Origin of the sequence: Helicobacter sp. CaF467b, assembly GCF_022664765.1 — a bacterium.
Taxonomy (GTDB): Bacteria; Campylobacterota; Campylobacteria; order Campylobacterales; family Helicobacteraceae; genus Helicobacter_D; species Helicobacter_D colisuis.
Window position 1 is genome coordinate 831,307 of the sequence record NZ_JALAIY010000001.1, and the last position, 15,754, is coordinate 847,060.

The 15,754-nt window shown below is 33.9% G+C and carries 19 protein-coding genes; 13 read left to right on the plus strand and 6 right to left on the minus strand.

All coding sequences use genetic code 11. The features are described 5' to 3' along the window. Positions 1-7: 7 nt before the first annotated feature. The 13 genes from atpG to folE all read left to right on the plus strand — a co-directional run bounded on the left by atpG (position 8) and on the right by folE (position 10,375). Entirely contained in the window at positions 8-892 is an 885-nt protein-coding gene (atpG, locus tag MKD52_RS04335) for an ATP synthase F1 subunit gamma (protein ID WP_242099375.1), read from the plus strand. Positions 893-916: 24 nt separating this feature from the next. Continuing rightward, on the plus strand, positions 917-2,320 hold the full coding sequence (gene atpD, locus MKD52_RS04340) for a F0F1 ATP synthase subunit beta (RefSeq protein ID WP_242099906.1): 1,404 nt from the start codon (positions 917-919) through the stop codon (positions 2,318-2,320). A 9-nt stretch (positions 2,321-2,329) separates the two neighbouring features. Further along, positions 2,330-2,722, plus strand: coding sequence for an ATP synthase F1 subunit epsilon (gene atpC, locus MKD52_RS04345; protein ID WP_112056820.1), 393 nt, complete (start codon positions 2,330-2,332; stop codon positions 2,720-2,722). Continuing rightward, the gene (locus MKD52_RS04350; RefSeq protein WP_242099376.1) at positions 2,719-3,285 is read left to right on the plus strand and encodes a MotA/TolQ/ExbB proton channel family protein; all 567 of its coding nucleotides are present in this window, start codon (positions 2,719-2,721) and stop codon (positions 3,283-3,285) included. The genes atpC and MKD52_RS04350 overlap by 4 nt, the downstream gene beginning before the upstream one ends. A 21-nt stretch (positions 3,286-3,306) precedes the next feature. Then, positions 3,307-3,699 carry a biopolymer transporter ExbD gene (locus tag MKD52_RS04355; protein ID WP_112056818.1) on the plus strand — a complete coding sequence of 131 codons (393 nt, stop codon included), beginning with the start codon at positions 3,307-3,309 and terminating at the stop codon, positions 3,697-3,699. Then, positions 3,692-4,444 carry an energy transducer TonB gene (locus tag MKD52_RS04360; protein ID WP_242099377.1) on the plus strand — a complete coding sequence of 251 codons (753 nt, stop codon included), beginning with the start codon at positions 3,692-3,694 and terminating at the stop codon, positions 4,442-4,444. Before MKD52_RS04355 ends, MKD52_RS04360 begins: the two co-directional genes overlap by 8 nt. Then, complete coding sequence (gene tolB / locus MKD52_RS04365; protein ID WP_242099378.1) at positions 4,445-5,725, plus strand: Tol-Pal system protein TolB; 1,281 nt, start codon at positions 4,445-4,447, stop codon at positions 5,723-5,725. Positions 5,726-5,802: 77 nt separating this feature from the next. Continuing rightward, positions 5,803-6,327 carry an OmpA family protein gene (locus MKD52_RS04370; protein WP_242099379.1) on the plus strand — a complete coding sequence of 175 codons (525 nt, stop codon included), beginning with the start codon at positions 5,803-5,805 and terminating at the stop codon, positions 6,325-6,327. A gap of 15 nt (positions 6,328-6,342) precedes the next feature. Continuing rightward, positions 6,343-7,209 carry a tetratricopeptide repeat protein gene (locus MKD52_RS04375; protein WP_242099380.1) on the plus strand — a complete coding sequence of 289 codons (867 nt, stop codon included), beginning with the start codon at positions 6,343-6,345 and terminating at the stop codon, positions 7,207-7,209. A gap of 15 nt (positions 7,210-7,224) precedes the next feature. Next, on the plus strand, positions 7,225-7,740 hold the full coding sequence (locus tag MKD52_RS04380; RefSeq protein WP_112056813.1) for a peptidylprolyl isomerase: 516 nt from the start codon (positions 7,225-7,227) through the stop codon (positions 7,738-7,740). Positions 7,741-7,766: 26 nt separating this feature from the next. Then, positions 7,767-8,900, plus strand: a complete 1,134-nt coding sequence (gene truD, locus MKD52_RS04385) for a tRNA pseudouridine(13) synthase TruD (RefSeq protein WP_242099381.1) — start codon at positions 7,767-7,769, stop codon at positions 8,898-8,900. Beyond that, positions 8,900-9,823 carry a zinc metalloprotease HtpX gene (htpX, locus tag MKD52_RS04390; protein WP_242099382.1) on the plus strand — a complete coding sequence of 308 codons (924 nt, stop codon included), beginning with the start codon at positions 8,900-8,902 and terminating at the stop codon, positions 9,821-9,823. Before truD ends, htpX begins: the two co-directional genes overlap by 1 nt. A 9-nt stretch (positions 9,824-9,832) precedes the next feature. Continuing rightward, complete coding sequence (gene folE / locus MKD52_RS04395; RefSeq protein ID WP_242099383.1) at positions 9,833-10,375, plus strand: GTP cyclohydrolase I FolE; 543 nt, start codon at positions 9,833-9,835, stop codon at positions 10,373-10,375. An 18-nt stretch (positions 10,376-10,393) separates the two neighbouring features. On the opposite strand, the gene MKD52_RS04400 is transcribed toward folE, so the two are convergent. From MKD52_RS04400 to MKD52_RS04425, 6 genes are all read right to left on the minus strand, one after another. Next, entirely contained in the window at positions 10,394-11,293 is a 900-nt protein-coding gene (locus MKD52_RS04400; RefSeq protein WP_242099384.1) for a phosphatidylglycerol lysyltransferase domain-containing protein, read from the minus strand. 42 nt (positions 11,294-11,335) lie between these two features. Continuing rightward, on the minus strand, positions 11,336-11,587 hold the full coding sequence (locus MKD52_RS04405; protein WP_112056808.1) for a hypothetical protein: 252 nt from the start codon (positions 11,585-11,587) through the stop codon (positions 11,336-11,338). Further along, a complete protein-coding gene (fliS, locus tag MKD52_RS04410) occupies positions 11,574-11,954 on the minus strand; it encodes a flagellar export chaperone FliS (protein ID WP_112056807.1) in 381 nt (126 codons plus the stop codon). The genes MKD52_RS04405 and fliS overlap by 14 nt, the downstream gene beginning before the upstream one ends. Positions 11,955-11,972: 18 nt before the next feature. Continuing rightward, positions 11,973-14,051, minus strand: coding sequence for a flagellar filament capping protein FliD (gene fliD, locus MKD52_RS04415; RefSeq protein WP_242099385.1), 2,079 nt, complete (start codon positions 14,049-14,051; stop codon positions 11,973-11,975). A 12-nt stretch (positions 14,052-14,063) separates the two neighbouring features. Beyond that, on the minus strand, positions 14,064-14,453 hold the full coding sequence (locus MKD52_RS04420; RefSeq protein WP_242099386.1) for a FlaG family protein: 390 nt from the start codon (positions 14,451-14,453) through the stop codon (positions 14,064-14,066). A gap of 70 nt (positions 14,454-14,523) precedes the next feature. Next, positions 14,524-15,753, minus strand: a complete 1,230-nt coding sequence (locus MKD52_RS04425) for a peptidoglycan DD-metalloendopeptidase family protein (protein ID WP_242099387.1) — start codon at positions 15,751-15,753, stop codon at positions 14,524-14,526. Position 15,754: the final 1 nt, after the last annotated feature.

Here is a 15,754-nt window from a genome sequence, read left to right on the forward strand (position 1 = left end):
AGTTGTTATGGGAAACAACTTAAAAGATATTAGAAAGCAGATATCAAGTGTTCTAAACACCCAAAAAACTACAAGAGCAATGAAGCTTGTTTCAACCTCCAAGCTTAAAAAAGCTGATGAGATGGCAAGACGATCTAAGACCTATGCAAATAAAATTGTAGAGGTACTTGGAGAGATCAAAGCAAAGGTAGCAGGTGGGGAAAATGCGCAAGACAATCCCTATTTTATACCAGCTAAAGAGACAGGGCTTGTAGATATTGTTTTGGTGACAGCAGACAAAGGCTTATGTGGTGGTTTTAATATTAACACAATTAAAGAAGTTAATCGGATTATTCTAGAGCATAAAGCTAAAAATGCAAAAGTTCGTTTGCGCGTTATTGGCAAAAAAGCAATTGAATACTTTAAGTTCAATGAAATAGAGATTTTAGATAGTGCGGTGGGTTTAAGTGCAACGCCTAACTATGCTCAAGCTGCAGAATTTATCAACAAGGCAGTGAATGATTATTTGCAAGGAATGACTTCAAAGATTATTTTGGTGCATAATGGTTTTAAAAATATGATTTCTCAAGAAATGAAGGTTTCACAACTTTTGCCTATTAATAGTATTGAATTATCTAAGGAGTGTAGTTCTATCTTGGAAGTTGAACCAAGTGAACAAGAAAATGAAGTTTTAAATCAACTAGCTAATAAATATATTGAATTTAGTATGTATTATGCTTTGGTGGATTCTTTAGCAGCAGAGCACAGCGCAAGAATGCAAGCAATGGATGCTGCAACTAATAACGCTGGAGAATTGGCAAAAAGTTTAACGGTTGCTTATAACAAAGCAAGACAAGAAGCAATTACGACTGAGCTGGTAGAGATTAATACCGGTGTTGAGTCTATGAAATAAGGAGTATAGTAAATGTCAGAAAATATGATAGGGAAAATAGTTCAAGTAATGGGTCCTGTTGTGGATATTGATTTTGAATCATATCTTCCAGCAATCAATGAAGCGTTAGATATTGATTTTTCTATTGATGGACAATCTCGCAAATTAGTTTTAGAAGTTGCAGCTCATATTGGTGATAATCGTGTTAGGGCGATTGCTATGGATATGACAGAGGGCTTAACTCGTGGCGAAAAGGTTGTTGCAAGAGGTAATCCTATTATGGTTCCTGTTGGAGAGCAAGTTTTGGGTAGAATCTTTAATGTAACAGGAGATGTGATTGATGGTGGTGAAGGTTTAAATAATCCAGAAAAATGGTCTATTCATAGGGAAGCACCAACTTTTGAAAACCAAAGCACAAAAACTGAAATGTTTGAAACGGGAATTAAGGTTGTAGATTTGTTAGCTCCTTATTCAAAAGGTGGTAAAGTAGGATTGTTTGGTGGTGCAGGTGTTGGTAAGACTGTTGTTATTATGGAGCTTATTCACAATGTAGCATTTAAACACAGCGGTTATTCTGTGTTTGCGGGTGTTGGAGAGCGAACAAGAGAAGGAAACGATCTTTATCATGAAATGAAAGAATCGGGTGTTTTAGATAAAGTTGCCTTGTGCTATGGTCAAATGAATGAGCCACCGGGTGCAAGAAACAGAATTGCTTTCACAGGACTTACAATGGCGGAATATTTCCGTGATGAAAAAGGTCTAGATGTATTGATGTTTATTGATAATATCTTTAGATATGCTCAATCAGGTGCGGAAATGTCAGCGTTGTTGGGTAGGATTCCTTCTGCAGTTGGATATCAGCCGACATTGGCAAGTGAAATGGGCAAATTACAAGAGAGAATCACATCAACTAAAAAAGGTTCCATTACTTCTGTTCAAGCAGTTTATGTTCCTGCAGATGACTTGACTGACCCTGCTCCTGCTTCTGTTTTTGCTCACCTTGATGCAACAACAGTTTTAAATAGAAAAATTGCAGAAAAAGGGATTTATCCAGCGGTAGATCCACTTGATTCAACTTCTAGAATCCTTGATCCACAAGTAGTTGGTGAAGAGCACTATAGAGTGGCTACAAGTGTGCAACAAGTTTTGCAAAAATATAAAGATTTGCAAGATATTATTGCGATTTTGGGTATGGATGAGCTTTCTGAAGAAGATAAAAAAGTCGTTGAAAGGGCAAGAAAAATTGAAAAATTCCTTTCTCAACCTTTCTTTGTTGCTGAAGTCTTTACAGGAAGCCCAGGTAAATATGTTACACTACAAGAAACATTGGAAGGATTTAAAGGAATCTTGGAAGGAAAATATGACCACATTCCAGAAAATGCTTTCTATATGGTAGGTAATATTAATGAAGTTCTTGAAAAAGCTGAAAAAATGAAGGCGGGCGCGTAAGGAGCTTTAATGGAAACCTTGAAATTAGATATTGTAACGCCAGAGGGGAAGATATTTTCTAATAATGTCAAGAGTGTAACACTTCCTGGAAGCGAGGGGGAATTTGGGGTTCTCCCAGGACACGTTGGGATTGTAACTACACTTGATAGTGGTGTTATTGAGATTGAAAAACAAGATGGAAAAAAAGAAATAGTGGCTATCAACTGGGGTTATGCTAAGGTTGATGAGAGAAGTGTCGATATTTTAGCAGAGGGTGCAGTGGATATTAATGGTGATAGTGAAAGTGAAATTGCACAAGCTATTGCAAGCGCTAAAAAACTTCTTGAAGAATCATCAGATAATAAAGTTGCAGTTTCAATGGTTGTTTCTCGCATTGAAAATGCAGCAAAGAGCGTTTTATGAATTTAATGAATTTAACTGGCAACTATGGAATGACAACCATAGTTGTTCTCTCTTGGCTTTCTTTATATTTTATTTTGGTTGTTTGGATTTTTTTGTATCGTTATTTTACTCTTAATTCCATGATTCAAAGAGAAAAAAAGAATGTAGAATGTCTTTTGAAAGGCAAAAATATTGTGTTGCGCGAATCTACATTTAATCTGAATGGAATCGATAGAAAAAAATCCGAATCTTTATTGCAATATTTTCTTAATAAAACAATCAAGGAAGCTACAATGGGTTTGACTTTTTTGGGCATTGTGGCTTCAACAGCTCCTTTTATCGGATTATTTGGAACGGTAGTTGAGATTTTGGAAGCTTTTTCAAAGCTCGGTATGGAATCTAAAGCAACTTTAGATGTGATAGCCCCTATTATTTCAAAAGCCCTTATTGCAACAGCTGCTGGAATTTTAACGGCGATTCCTGCTTATACCTTTAATTTGTTTTTAAAGCGAAAAGTCTTTGAGCTAAATACTTATTTGCAATTACAAGTTAATCTCTTGGCTTACTCAAAAGACAAAGAATAAAAGACAAAAGGAAAGCACGCGGTGAATTTTAATTGGGATGAGAATCCAGAGCTTAATATCACGCCACTGGTTGATATTATGCTGGTTTTGTTGGCTATCTTAATGGTAACAGCACCAGTAATTGTTTATCAAGAAGAGATTGCTTTGCCTCAAGGCTCTAAAACTAGCAAAGTTCAAGAAGATTCTAAGATTGAAATCCGTGTTGATTCTCAAAGAAAAATTTATTTAAAAGATGATATTTTAGATTTTAGAAGTTTTCCTGATGTCTTTATTGTTTTTGCTAATGGGTATGATAGAAACACGCAAGTTTATATCAGAGCGGATAAAAATCTTAAATACGATGATGTGATTTATATTTTAAAAATTGCCAAACAAAGCGGTTTTAGCAGAGTTTCATTAGTTACTGATGGATAGAATATTTTTTCTTTTTTTAAGTGGTATTGTCGCTATTTTTACCTATTTGTTTGTTGTGGGGATATTTTTATGGCATTTGTATGTTTTCAAAGATTCGCCAAAGCAATACACAACTTATAAAGAGACAAGTTTTAATGTAGCGTTGATTGAAGAAAAAAAAGAAGCTCCAAAAAAAGTCAATCAAACGCAAAAAAATAAAGAAAAAGAAAAAATAAAAGAGATTCCTATCAAAAAGGAAAATGCTTCAAAAACTGCAAATGTAGGCTTGGGTATCAACAAATTGTTTCAGCAAGTTGAGACTAAAAGAGAAGTTCCCAAAGAAGCTCTAAAGCCACAAAGTCAAAATGATAAAATAGCAAGGCGTAAAAAGGCTTTGGAGAGTATGCAAAAAAGAGAAGATAATTTAAAAGAGAATATTGAAAAAATTGTTTCTAATCTTGAAATTAAAAAAACAATGGGATTCCTAACTCCAAAGGGCGAGTATGATGAATTTTATGCAAAAGTGCAAGAGATTTTGTATGAAAATTGGAATCCAATACAAACACAAAATGAAAATCAATCTGAAATACAAATTACTATTGATTGGCAGGGAAAATTTTCTTATAAGGTTATAAAATTATCGGGAAATTTAGAATTTGATAAGGCTTTGCAAGAGTTTTTGGATATAATGCAAAATAAAGAATTTCCAAAATATGAGGGTGGAGATTCAACTAATATTATTGTAACTTTTAAGACAGAGGTGTAAATGAAAAAGATTTGTTTTTTATTTTTAATGAGTTTGAGTTTTATTTTTGGTAATCCAAATGTTGATGCAACTTTGGAGGTTGTTAAAAAATTTGACAATCTCCCTAATATTTTGGTTCAGTATTCTGGAAAAGATTATACCCAAAGAGAATATACGCTAAAAATATTTAAGATGCTGATTGCTGATTTGAAGGTTACTGGGCATTTTGCAGTGCAAGAGGGCGAGGGATTTTCTGGGGCAGTGGCAATTAATTTTGATGAGTACCGTAAGTCTAAAGTGGATTTGGTAGCACGAGTGAGTGCAGAGGCGATACGAGATGATTTGGTTGTGAATTTGCAACTTTATGATGTTAATGCTGGAAATGTAGCATTAAATAAAGAATACAAAAGCACCCAATTATCGACATATCCGTTTTTAGCTCATAAATTAGCGGTGGATATTAATGATTATATTAAAGCGCCAAGTGTAGATTGGATGCAAAGAATGGTAATTGTGTCATATTATACAAAACCTGGCGAAAGCGATATTATTTCTAGTGATTATACGCTAACTTATAAAAACACTCTTATTAGCGGTGGTTTAAATATTTTCCCTAAATGGGCAAATGAAAAACAAAGTGCATTTTATTATACGAAGTATTTAGACAAGCCTACACTTTTTAAATTTGACTTACTTACAGGAGAGAATAAGCAGATTCTTAGTAGCGAGGGTATGTTAGTGGCTTCTGATGTAAGCAAGGATTCAAATAAGATTCTATTGACTATGGCGCCCAATGAACAAGCTGATATTTACTTGTATGATTTAACAAATGGAGCATTAAAAAAATTAACTAATTACCGCGGAATAGATGTAAGTGCAAATTTTATTGAAGATGAAAAACGCGTTATGTTTATTTCAGATCGTCTGGGTTATCCAAATGTATTTGCTGTTTCTGTAAATGGAGAGAGCGCGGGAAGTGTAGAGCAAATGGTTTTTCATGGAAAAAATAACAATGCGGCAAATGCGCATGGAGATTATATTGTTTATTCTAGCAGGGAAACGAGCGATGAATTTAGTAGAAATACTTTTAATCTTTATCTTGTTTCTACCCAAAGTGATTTTATTAGGCGATTAAGCGCTAATGGGGTTAATCAGTTACCGCGTTTTGCAAAAGATGGAGAAACAATTATGTATATTAAACACGAAAGCAATCAAAGTGCTTTGGGAATTATTCGTTTAAATTACAACAAAACCTTACTATTTCCGCTTCGCGGAGGGGTTATTCAATCTATGGATTGGTAAAACTTTATGTTTTATAGCACTTTAGCAAAAAATATGCTACAATGTTTTATCATTTTAAATAATAGGGAGAGAAATCTATGAAAAAAAGTTTAGTTTTTGGTTCTTTATTGGCTGCATTATTGATGGTAGGTTGTAGTCAAAAAAGTAGCAATGTAGATACAAGTAACACTCAAGATTCTGTTGCAGAGCAAAGTATTTCTCAAGGTTTTGTAAGTGGTCGGGATAATTTTGTGAATCTAGAAGAGAGAATTCAGTATGTAGAAGGTGGTTTGCAAAATATCTTTTTTGATTTTGATCAATTTGTGATTCGTGGAGATATGCAAAGTGCAGTTGATAATGATGCAAATGTTCTAAAAGACATAAGTGCAGCGCCTTTGAATGTAAGAGTTGAGGGAAATACTGATGAGTGGGGAACTGATGAGTATAACTATGCATTGGGCTTAAAAAGAGCAGTTGCTGCAAAAGATGCTTTGGTATCCAAGGGTGTTAGTGAAAGCAAAATTGTGCTTGTAAGCTATGGAGAAAGCAAACCTACCTGCACAGAGAAAACTAGAGAATGTTGGGCAGAGAATAGAAAAGTAACATTTAAAATGTTGCCATAAGTTTGGAGAAAGTGCTTGTTAAAACAAATTGGTGTAGTTTTAGTATTAGCTAATTTGCTTTTTGCTGAGGAGCCATCGGCTTTTAATGCCGGTGGTGATACTCTAATGAAAACTAAAGAACAAATTATAGATGAAAAACTTTTTAATCTTTCTAGTAAAGTAAAAAATCTTGAAGTCTCACAAGAGGGATTGAAAAGTGTTTTTGAAGGTCAGCTTCAAAGAATTCAAGAGGTTTCTCGTGAGTTAAATACGCGAGTTGATGAAAATAATGCAACAATTGCCAACATAAAAGAATATATGGAAGCAAATTTTGCTACACAAAATGAAAATATTCAAAAGTTACAACAAAGCATTGCGGCTCTTGGAGAGTTGATTCAAAAGGTTGATATGCAGACTAAATCTGAAATTGATGTTATTAAAAAAATGCTTTTGGATGAGGGGCAGCAAGAAAAAAAAGAAGTTAAAAAAAATAATTCAAATCCAAGGCAAATTGATGCTAAGGTGGCAGAAGAGTTAAGAGATAAGCCATTAGCAGAAGTGTTTGCAGAGGGTGAAAAATTACTAGAACAAAAGCAATATAAAATAGCAAGTGAGTATTTTAAAAAAGCAGTTGATGGGCATTACAAGCCTGCTCGAGGGAATTATTTGCTAGGAGAATCGGCTTTTTATCAAGGAAAATATGAGGAAGCAATTCAATATTATAAAATCAGTGCGGAGCGCTACGATAAGGCGGATTATATGCCTTTATTGATGTTGCATACCGCACAAGCTTTTAAAAAACTCAATAATAATGAAAATGCTTTGAAGTTTTTAGAATCTTTGGTGGCGCTCTATCCAGATTCTAAAGAATCGCAAGAAGCAAAAAAACTTTTATTTAAGTAATTTAAGGAGAATTTTATGATAGAAAAAAATCAAGTTGTTAGTATTGAATATGAAGTAAGAGAAAATGGCAAAGAAGAGATTTTAGATTCTAATATTGGTGGTAAGCCTTTAGAATTTATTATGGGAGCAGGCGAGATTATCAAAGGGCTTGAAGAAGCAGTTGCGGAAATGTCTGTAGGGGATAAAAAGCAAGTTATTATTGCTCCAGTAAATGCTTATGGAGAATATGTATCAGATTATATCCAAGAGGTTCCAAGAGATCAATTTGTGGGTATTGATTTGCAAGAGGGTATGACGCTTTTTGGTCAGGGAGAAGATGGTCAAACTGTACAAGTGATTGTAAAAGATTTTAATGATGAAGTGGTTATTGTAGATTACAATCATCCTTTAGCAGGGAAAGAATTAGATTTTTCTGTAACAATTCTTGGTGTGAGAATGGCTACTGAAAAGGAATTGGCTTGTGGATTACATCATCAAGAACAACATGGTCAAGGCGGTGGTTGCTGTGGTGGAGGGTGCGGTTGCCACTAGAGAATTAAAACTAAAAAGGCTAAATAGTGGATTATTCCTATGCCTATACGCACTCAAAGATAGTTTTTTACTTCAAGCAAAGTCCGCGTGATTTTGTAGTAGAAGAGATTCCTCTCTATTCTTTTGATGGGGAGGGAGCGCATTGGATTGTAAAAGTTCGCAAAAAAAACCTGACAACTTTTGAATTAATTAATTTTTTTTCTTCGTATTTTGGAGTCAAATCAAGTGAGATTGGCTATGCAGGTTTGAAAGATAAAAATGCATTAACCATTCAATACCTTAGCTTCCCAAAACATCTTATTAATAAAAGCCTTTTAGAATCTTTTGAGCATCCAGAAATCAAGATTTTAGAGATTACTGCGCATAATAATAAGATTAAAATCGGACATTTAAAGGGGAATAAATTTTTCATAAGATTAAAAAAGCTAGATAAGCTAAATTATCAAAAAATACAACAAGTTGTGGAAAAAATTAAACAGCTGGGGATTCCAAATTATTTTAGCTATCAACGCTTTGGTAAAACTTTAGATAACTATTTATTGGGGCAAGAAATTGTCAATGGCAAAAAAAAGATTCGCGATAAAAAAATGCAAAATTTTTTTATTAGTGCCTATCAAAGCCATCTCTTTAATGAGTGGTTGTCGCTAAGAATCAAACTCTCTCATTTGATTGAGAAAATTGATTCAAAAGATCTTTATAGGGCTTTGAGTTTGCAATTTGAAAATCAAATAATACCAAAGATTTTTTTAGATAAAGAATATTGTAAAACGCTAAAAGAGCAGAGTCATTTTTTTAAACTATTAAGTGGCGATTATTTATGCCATTACCCTTTTGGTAAAAATTTTCTTACAAAACAAGAGACGATTTTAAATGATTCTCAAAGGTTTGCAAAAAAGGATGTTGTCCCAACAGGATTATTAAGTGGTATAAAAGCACAAATTTCAGAGAATGAAGCAGGTTTTTTTGAAAAAAATTTTGTGGATGAAAAAATTAAAAGTGTTGGTCAAAGGCGCTATGCTTGGATTTTTCCAGAGGAATTAACTTTGTGCTACAAAGAAGAAGAAGCTCAAGGTGAATTAGCATTTTTATTACCTAAAGGTGCATATGCAACTAATTTATTAAGAGAATTGGCGCATAGTGAAATTATGGGAGAAGAGTAATGTTTGACAAAATTATCCAAGAGAATCGCTTTAAAACACAATGTGTAATTATTCTTTATGTGGCTATTTTTGTTGTTATTGGTTTGTTAGTAGATATTGTTCGGATAAATGCTAGTAGTCTTTTGGGTGGATTTTATGCCTTGCTTACTTTTCAGCAGTTACCGATTGTTACACTTTGTTTGTTGTTAGTAGCGTGTGGGATTGTTTATTATACCATTAGTCATTTTAAGGGCATTTTATTAAGTGGAAATGAATACAAAGAGATTGTTAAAGGTTTTGAGGAGACTTCGCAAGAAAGGGAATTAAGCAGAATCTTAGAAGAATTAGTTAGGGAAGCGTGTTTGGATTTTAGACCTAAATTATACTTAATGGAAGCTCCCTTTATGAACGCTTTTGCAAGTGGTTGGAGTGCACATAATTCTTTGATTGCATTAACGACGACTTTGGTTAGGAATCTCAAGAGAGATGAAATAAAAGCGGTTATGGCGCATGAATTAAGCCACATTAGACACGAAGATATTCGCCTTACTCTTGTAGTAGGAGTTTTGAGTAATATTATGCTTTTAGTGGTAAATTATGGAGTTTATATGTTTTTAGGAAATTCCAGAGAGAGAGGCGCAAATACAGCAAGAAACATTCTTATGATCTTGCAATTTGTTTTGCCTTTGCTGACACTTGTTTTGCAAATGTTTTTAAGTCGAAGTCGTGAATATATGGCTGATTCTGGGGCTGCTTATCTTATGGGAGATAGTATGCCTATGATTCGTGCATTGCAAAAGATTAGTGGTAGCTATGCGCAATCTGATTTTAGTGAAGTTGATACAAATCCTACAAGGTCGGCACTTTATATCGTTGGATTTAAAGAGATTTTTAGCACACATCCAAGTATTGAAAATCGAATCAAAGCTTTACTTGGAAAATAAAGGAAAATAATGGAAGATTGCATTAGATCTTTTTTTGATTATATTGGAGAGAATAAAGCAAGAGAGGGCTTGCTAGAGACACCAAAGCGAGTTATAAAAAGTTGGGAACATTTATATAGTGGATACAAAAGCGATCCTAAGGAAGTTTTGGGTAAATGTTTTAGCGATGGGGCTTGTGATGAAATGGTGGTTTTAAAAAATATTGAGTTTTATTCGGTGTGTGAGCATCATCTTTTGCCTTTTTTTGGAAAGATTTCTATTGGTTACATTCCTAATTCAAAAGTAGTTGGCATCTCCAAGCTTGCAAGACTTGTAGAGGTGTTTTCAAGGCGATTACAAATTCAAGAAAAAATGACAGGGCAGATTGCTGATACAATTATGGAAGTCTTACAAGCTAAGGGAGCGATGGTGGTTGCAGAAGCACAACATATGTGTATGGTAATGCGTGGGGTAGAAAAGCAAAATAGTATAATGATAACAAGTGCTGTTCGTGGGCTTTTTAAAAGCGATCATCGTACAAGGGAAGAGTTTATGGGGCATATACGCAATTAGCTTTAAAGTGTTGAAAAATCACCTTAAAGAAGCATCAAATTTTTTTTGTAAGAAAAGTGGCTGATAAGATTGCTTGGCTTTTCTTAAGCCCTCAATCCCTAAATCCTCTTCGCGATTGACAAGCGCATAGTCTTTCCATTGGTTTGCTAAAAACTCACGATTAATAGCTTGATAAGCTCCTTGATATTCTATATCTGCTTTTTCAATATGAATTACAATGGTATTGTCATTAAGTGGCTCTCCAAAACTAAAAGCAATAATTTTTTCATCAACGCGTAAGATTCCACCATCAAACTTTAAACACTCTAGTGCTTTAAGTGATTCGATAATACCAATGTATTCATTTTTTAAGCCATTACTTGCATTATCGCTAATCCTTCCAAACCATTCTTGATAAGTGTGAATAAGCTCTTTGGCATTAGTTTGGTTTAGAGATTCGTAGCTAAAAGGATAGCGTTCTATAAAACGATTGAGATGCGTTTTTTTCTTGTGATATTTTTTGCCTTTGAGCTCAATGAGTTCGGGAATTGAATAAACATAATCGCTTCGGTCCTCACGATAGGTAAAGGTAAAAGTATTGGGCATGAGAAATTCTAGCTCTTTTTTATCTATTTCACTTAGAGAATGGATAGAAAAGTTCAAGCCATTTGCCTTGCAATATGACATCATATCTAAGATACATTGCCTTTTAGCCTCTGGATTATTTTCTTTGTGAAGAGGATAGAAAATAAAGGGATTTTCATTGGGGTATTGGGTCTTAATAACAAGACAATCATTAAAAATAATATAGCTAATATGTCTTGAATAATGCCATAAGTAAAGGTTTGTGAAAGTTAAATCTGAAACAAGAATCTTATTATTTGCAAAGAAGCTATCAAGAATTTCCTTGTCTTCTATGCCAATTGGTTTCCATTGCATTGTAATTCCTTAGTTTTAAAAGAGAAATTTTAATACAAAGAATTAAAAAGATAAATTAAGTTTTTGCACTCTTTCTTGTTTGGGCAAGAATTTTTTGGTTTGCTTGAGCTTTCGCATTTCTTCAGCAAGTTTAGCTTTTTGGGCGCGTGCGTATTCTCCAATTTGCTCTAAAACAGCCAAGGCTTCAAACATTTCATCGCGAGTTTTTAAAATAGGAGTATTTGCCATCAACTCTGTAATTTTTGCATCATTTTTGTTGAGATATGCTATTTTGAGTTCATTAAGCCAATTCATTTTGATTCACCTCTTTCCATGCTTCAAGTAAGCCTTTAGCTACTTTGATAACAATATCAATTTTTTCTTTGCTATTTTCCATATTTGCTTGAGTTAAAAGTTTGATTTGATGAGTGTAAAGCCCTGTTAGATAATGGGCAACTTGTCCGCCTTTTTCATAATCTAAAGAATTAAGAAGCTCCACAAAAATATCTGTTGTGCGATTGATATAATAAATTTTCTTTTCAATATCATTAGCATCAATGCATCTCTTTGCCATTGAAGCGAAACGCAAAATACCCTCATAAAGCATTTCAACTAATCTTGCAGGAGATTCGACTGCGACAGAATTTTGTTGATAGGAACTATAAGCTAAATTACCTTTCATCATCTAACCTTTATTTTTTTAAGAATTCATTGCTTGATTGATAAGCTGAGTAATGGTGTTTGAAGATTGTTGCATTTGTGCAATCATTTGATCATAAGCTGACCATCGCTCAGCCATAATATCATACTTGTTGTCAATGGATTCTTGGGTGGAAGTTTTGTCGCTATTGAGTGTTTTTTGCTCATTCACAAGCGTTGATTCTAGGATTTTTAGAGTGGAATTACTACCTGTAATTAAAGAATCCATTGTATTTCTAAGTTGTGTGAAAACCCCATCAATCTCGACACTTTCGCCTTTGACCGTTTTGGTAGAGCTTCTAAAAAACTCTACAGCTGCATCTGGATCTTCTTTGAAGGTGGTATTAAAAGTATCTTCTTTAAAAGTGAGTGTCCCATCTTCATTCATATAAACACCATATTTAACAAGACTATTTCGATTTGCATCAGTGGAGTTGATAATAGAATTAAGTTGCCTTGTGATACTTCTAATCTCACTATTTCCATTGAAAACTCCAGCAATTTCGGTTTCTTCATCGTATTTGGTAAGTTCTTGGAGTTTGTTATACATTTCATTATAACTTTCTACAAATGCTTTCATTTCTTCAGCGATTCCCTCATCGTCTCTAGCGATTCTCACAATTACATCTTTTCCTGTTTCGGTTACCGAAGTTAATTCTAAAGACAATCCAGAAACAATATCATCAATACTATTTGTATCTCTTTCAATTGGGATACCATTGTAAGTGAGTTTAGCATCTTGTGCTTTTTGGATATTGGTAATGTCCATTTTCTCTAAAAAGCTTTTGCTAGAAGTGTAAGATCCCGCTGTTAAACCAATAGAATCTAAGACTTTTTGTCGTTCAGATGCATTTGCTCCCTTAGCAGCAATATTGATAGTTTGCCCATTATTAGAATTGAGCGTAAGAGTTCCATTATTCGGATCGCCACTAGCGGTGATTCCTGCCTTTTTCAAATCCGCATTATTATTGATAGCATTCATAATAGAATTAAAATTTTGCTCCGCACTATTACCTGTGTTAGTCAAGGTTTTTAAATCAAACTCTCTTCCATTGATTGTAAAAGTCCCTGTAAGAGCACCTGCTGTAATTTTCATATCTACAAGACCTGTATCGCTACCGACAGTTTTTTTTGAAAATCCTAAGTCTGTATCGACAGCACTCGTGCCTTGAGCAGCTTCTACTTTAATACCATTTGTGGTAACATTAATCGCTCCTCCTAAAGAATCATTGAGCATAATGCCTTTGCCACTACTATTTAAGCCAATAGTAATTTCGCCTTTATCGACTTTATCTTTAAGACTAGTAAGGCTAGTGTTAGTATTGATTTCTTTATTGATTGCATCAACGATTAATTTTGCATTGTCTTCAGCGGTATTTCCATATTTGCTTCCGATTTTGCTCATATCAACACTGATTTTCTCACTGCCAATTTCAATCTCAAGTTTTCCTTCGGTAATTTTACCCCCTGGAGTAGCGGCACTTTCTAGGGTGCTACCAAAATAGACTTTGTTGTCTGCACCAGAATTTTTGGATTGAATCATTAATTGATAAGGGTTGTCTCCTCCTGTTTTCATAATGATTCCCATTACTTCTCCATTGGTTGCATCTGTGATGCTTTGTGCAACATCTGAGAGAGTCATACCTGCTTTGATATCAATGCTATAGTTTGTTCCATTGTGATAAAAATCTAAAGTTGTGTTTTCATTGCTAAAAACACTATCTCTTGAGGCGAATTTCAATCCAACTTGATTGACATCATTTTGTGCAAGTTGGGAAACATTGATTGTAATGTCTTGAATAGCTAAACCATCTCCAGCAGTTGCTTTAACTCCACTACCTTCTACACTTGCTTGTCTTCTTTGATAAGTGCTATAATCAGAAAGATTTTTAAAGCTCGTATTGAGTGAAGTCATCATGGTTAGCAATGAAGTAAGCTCAGTTTGCTGCTCCATATTTTTTTCAATTTTTTCAGTGATTGGGTCGATTTGTTGGCTTACATTAAGTTCTTTCATTTGTTCGATAACATCCCAAGTAAGGTTGCTTGAGATTCCTAATACAGATTGTGTTCCTAGTGCCATACTCTCTCCTTTTTAGGCTTGTTTATCAAAAATCATTCCCACAATTTCTTTCATCTTTGCCATGAGCTGCATTGCTTCATCGCTTGGGATCTTGCGAATTAAACGATTAGTGTCTTTTTCGCTTACGGTAATGTATAGCCCTTCAATATCTTCGCTAAAATTAAAAGCGATACTGGTGTTTAAAGGGCTTAATTCTTTATTAAGCTGTTGAGCTAACTCATTAAGCTTTTGTTTTTGTTCTTCAGTATTGCCTTTTTCTTCTTGAGTTTGCAACCTTTGTTGTTGAATCTCTGAAGAACTTGTTTGACTTGCATTATTTCTTTGACTTGCATTATTTCCTTGTTGATAAGGATTTATTTGCATACTAGCAATATTCATTCCATTTTCTGAAATATTCACCATAACCTCCTTGTTGATAGATGAAATTATTTTAAAAGTATATCGGATATTTTACAAAAAAATGTAGCAAAAATTATAAATTTTTTTCAGAAATTAATTCTAAAGGATCGATATGTTTGTCTTTTAAGGTTACTTCAAATTTTAATGCATTATTAATTCTTCCTATGGTGTAACCTTTTTTGACAATGCTCCCTGGTTTGATGGTGGGGGCGATTTTATCGAGTTGGGCATAAATAGTGTGCATATTGTTTTGATGTTCAATAATAATAACTTTTTTGAGAATTGGAGTGTCTTTAGCAAAGATAACTTTCCCATCTAAAACACTTTTGACTTTATCATCTCCGGTGCTGATAAGAGTAATAGATTCATTAAAAACTTTCATTTTATATACAGGATCATAGTAGGGACCAAAACGCTTATCAATCTTGAAATTATCCAGAGGTGCAATGGTTTTAGCGCCTTTATATTTGGTAGTGCTAATGTTGTGGTAGGAGCTAGCAACTTGTCGCACATCAAAATCACTTTGAGTGCTTTTGGGGGTTGTGGTATTTTTGGTTTTTGCCAATTCTTCTCGTTTTTTGCGTTTTTCTTCTTCTTGACTTTTTAGGATATTAAGCTGCACTAGAATCTCTTGCAAACTATCACGCTCTTTGGTAATTTGCTGAAGCTCTTGATTATATTTGTCAATTTCTTTTTGGTAAGCATTAAGCGCCTTTTTTTGTTTGGCTTGGAGATCTTTTAGATTAGCTCTTTTTTTGTTTTCTGAATCAATGAAACTTTGTAGTTGTGCGATTTCTTTTTGCAAAGTTTTTAGGTCTTGTATGATTTGGGTTTGTTGTTGGCTTAGATTGGCAAGTTCTTTTTTGGTGGTGTTATTTAAAACTTTAAAACTCTCTTCTGTGATTAAATCCCTAATTGATTCTGGTTGAAAATCATTAAGTAAAATTGCAAAGGAGATATCTTTGGCTACCAAATCAATAATGGCAAGCTCAATGTCTTTGCGTTTTTGGTAGAGTGATTCTTGATTAGATGAAAGCGTTTTAATAAGGGTTTCCTTCTTGGAATATTCTTGTTTGTTTTTAGAAATATTTTTTTCGCTTTCTTTGATGATATTTTCTATGGTGCTAAGTTCTTCTTTTTGCTTATTGACTTCTTTGCCTAATTCTTGGAGTTTTTGATTGACTTGTGCTTCTTTTTTCTTTTGATTTTCTAAGGCAGTTTTGTTCTTTGAGATTTTTTGATTGATTTCTTGGTTAGCTTGGAGTTGAATTAAACACAAAAAAACAAAAAACAATCGCAACATA

Bases quoted from the DNA above. Each gene is read 5' to 3' on its own strand.
- atpG (WP_242099375.1), top strand. From the start codon at position 8: ATGGGAAACAACTTAAAAGATATTAGAAAGCAGATATCAAGTGTTCTA.
- atpD (WP_242099906.1), top strand. From the start codon at position 917: ATGATAGGGAAAATAGTTCAAGTAATGGGTCCTGTTGTGGATATTGAT.
- atpC (WP_112056820.1), top strand. From the start codon at position 2,330: ATGGAAACCTTGAAATTAGATATTGTAACGCCAGAGGGGAAGATATTT.
- MKD52_RS04350 (WP_242099376.1), top strand. From the start codon at position 2,719: ATGAATTTAATGAATTTAACTGGCAACTATGGAATGACAACCATAGTT.
- MKD52_RS04360 (WP_242099377.1), top strand. From the start codon at position 3,692: ATGGATAGAATATTTTTTCTTTTTTTAAGTGGTATTGTCGCTATTTTT.
- tolB (WP_242099378.1), top strand. From the start codon at position 4,445: ATGAAAAAGATTTGTTTTTTATTTTTAATGAGTTTGAGTTTTATTTTT.
- MKD52_RS04370 (WP_242099379.1), top strand. From the start codon at position 5,803: ATGAAAAAAAGTTTAGTTTTTGGTTCTTTATTGGCTGCATTATTGATG.
- MKD52_RS04380 (WP_112056813.1), top strand. From the start codon at position 7,225: ATGATAGAAAAAAATCAAGTTGTTAGTATTGAATATGAAGTAAGAGAA.
- htpX (WP_242099382.1), top strand. From the start codon at position 8,900: ATGTTTGACAAAATTATCCAAGAGAATCGCTTTAAAACACAATGTGTA.
- folE (WP_242099383.1), top strand. From the start codon at position 9,833: ATGGAAGATTGCATTAGATCTTTTTTTGATTATATTGGAGAGAATAAA.
- MKD52_RS04400 (WP_242099384.1), bottom strand. From the start codon at position 11,293: ATGCAATGGAAACCAATTGGCATAGAAGACAAGGAAATTCTTGATAGC.
- MKD52_RS04405 (WP_112056808.1), bottom strand. From the start codon at position 11,587: ATGAATTGGCTTAATGAACTCAAAATAGCATATCTCAACAAAAATGAT.
- fliS (WP_112056807.1), bottom strand. From the start codon at position 11,954: ATGAAAGGTAATTTAGCTTATAGTTCCTATCAACAAAATTCTGTCGCA.
- fliD (WP_242099385.1), bottom strand. From the start codon at position 14,051: ATGGCACTAGGAACACAATCTGTATTAGGAATCTCAAGCAACCTTACT.
- MKD52_RS04420 (WP_242099386.1), bottom strand. From the start codon at position 14,453: ATGGTGAATATTTCAGAAAATGGAATGAATATTGCTAGTATGCAAATA.
- MKD52_RS04425 (WP_242099387.1), bottom strand. From the start codon at position 15,753: ATGTTGCGATTGTTTTTTGTTTTTTTGTGTTTAATTCAACTCCAAGCT.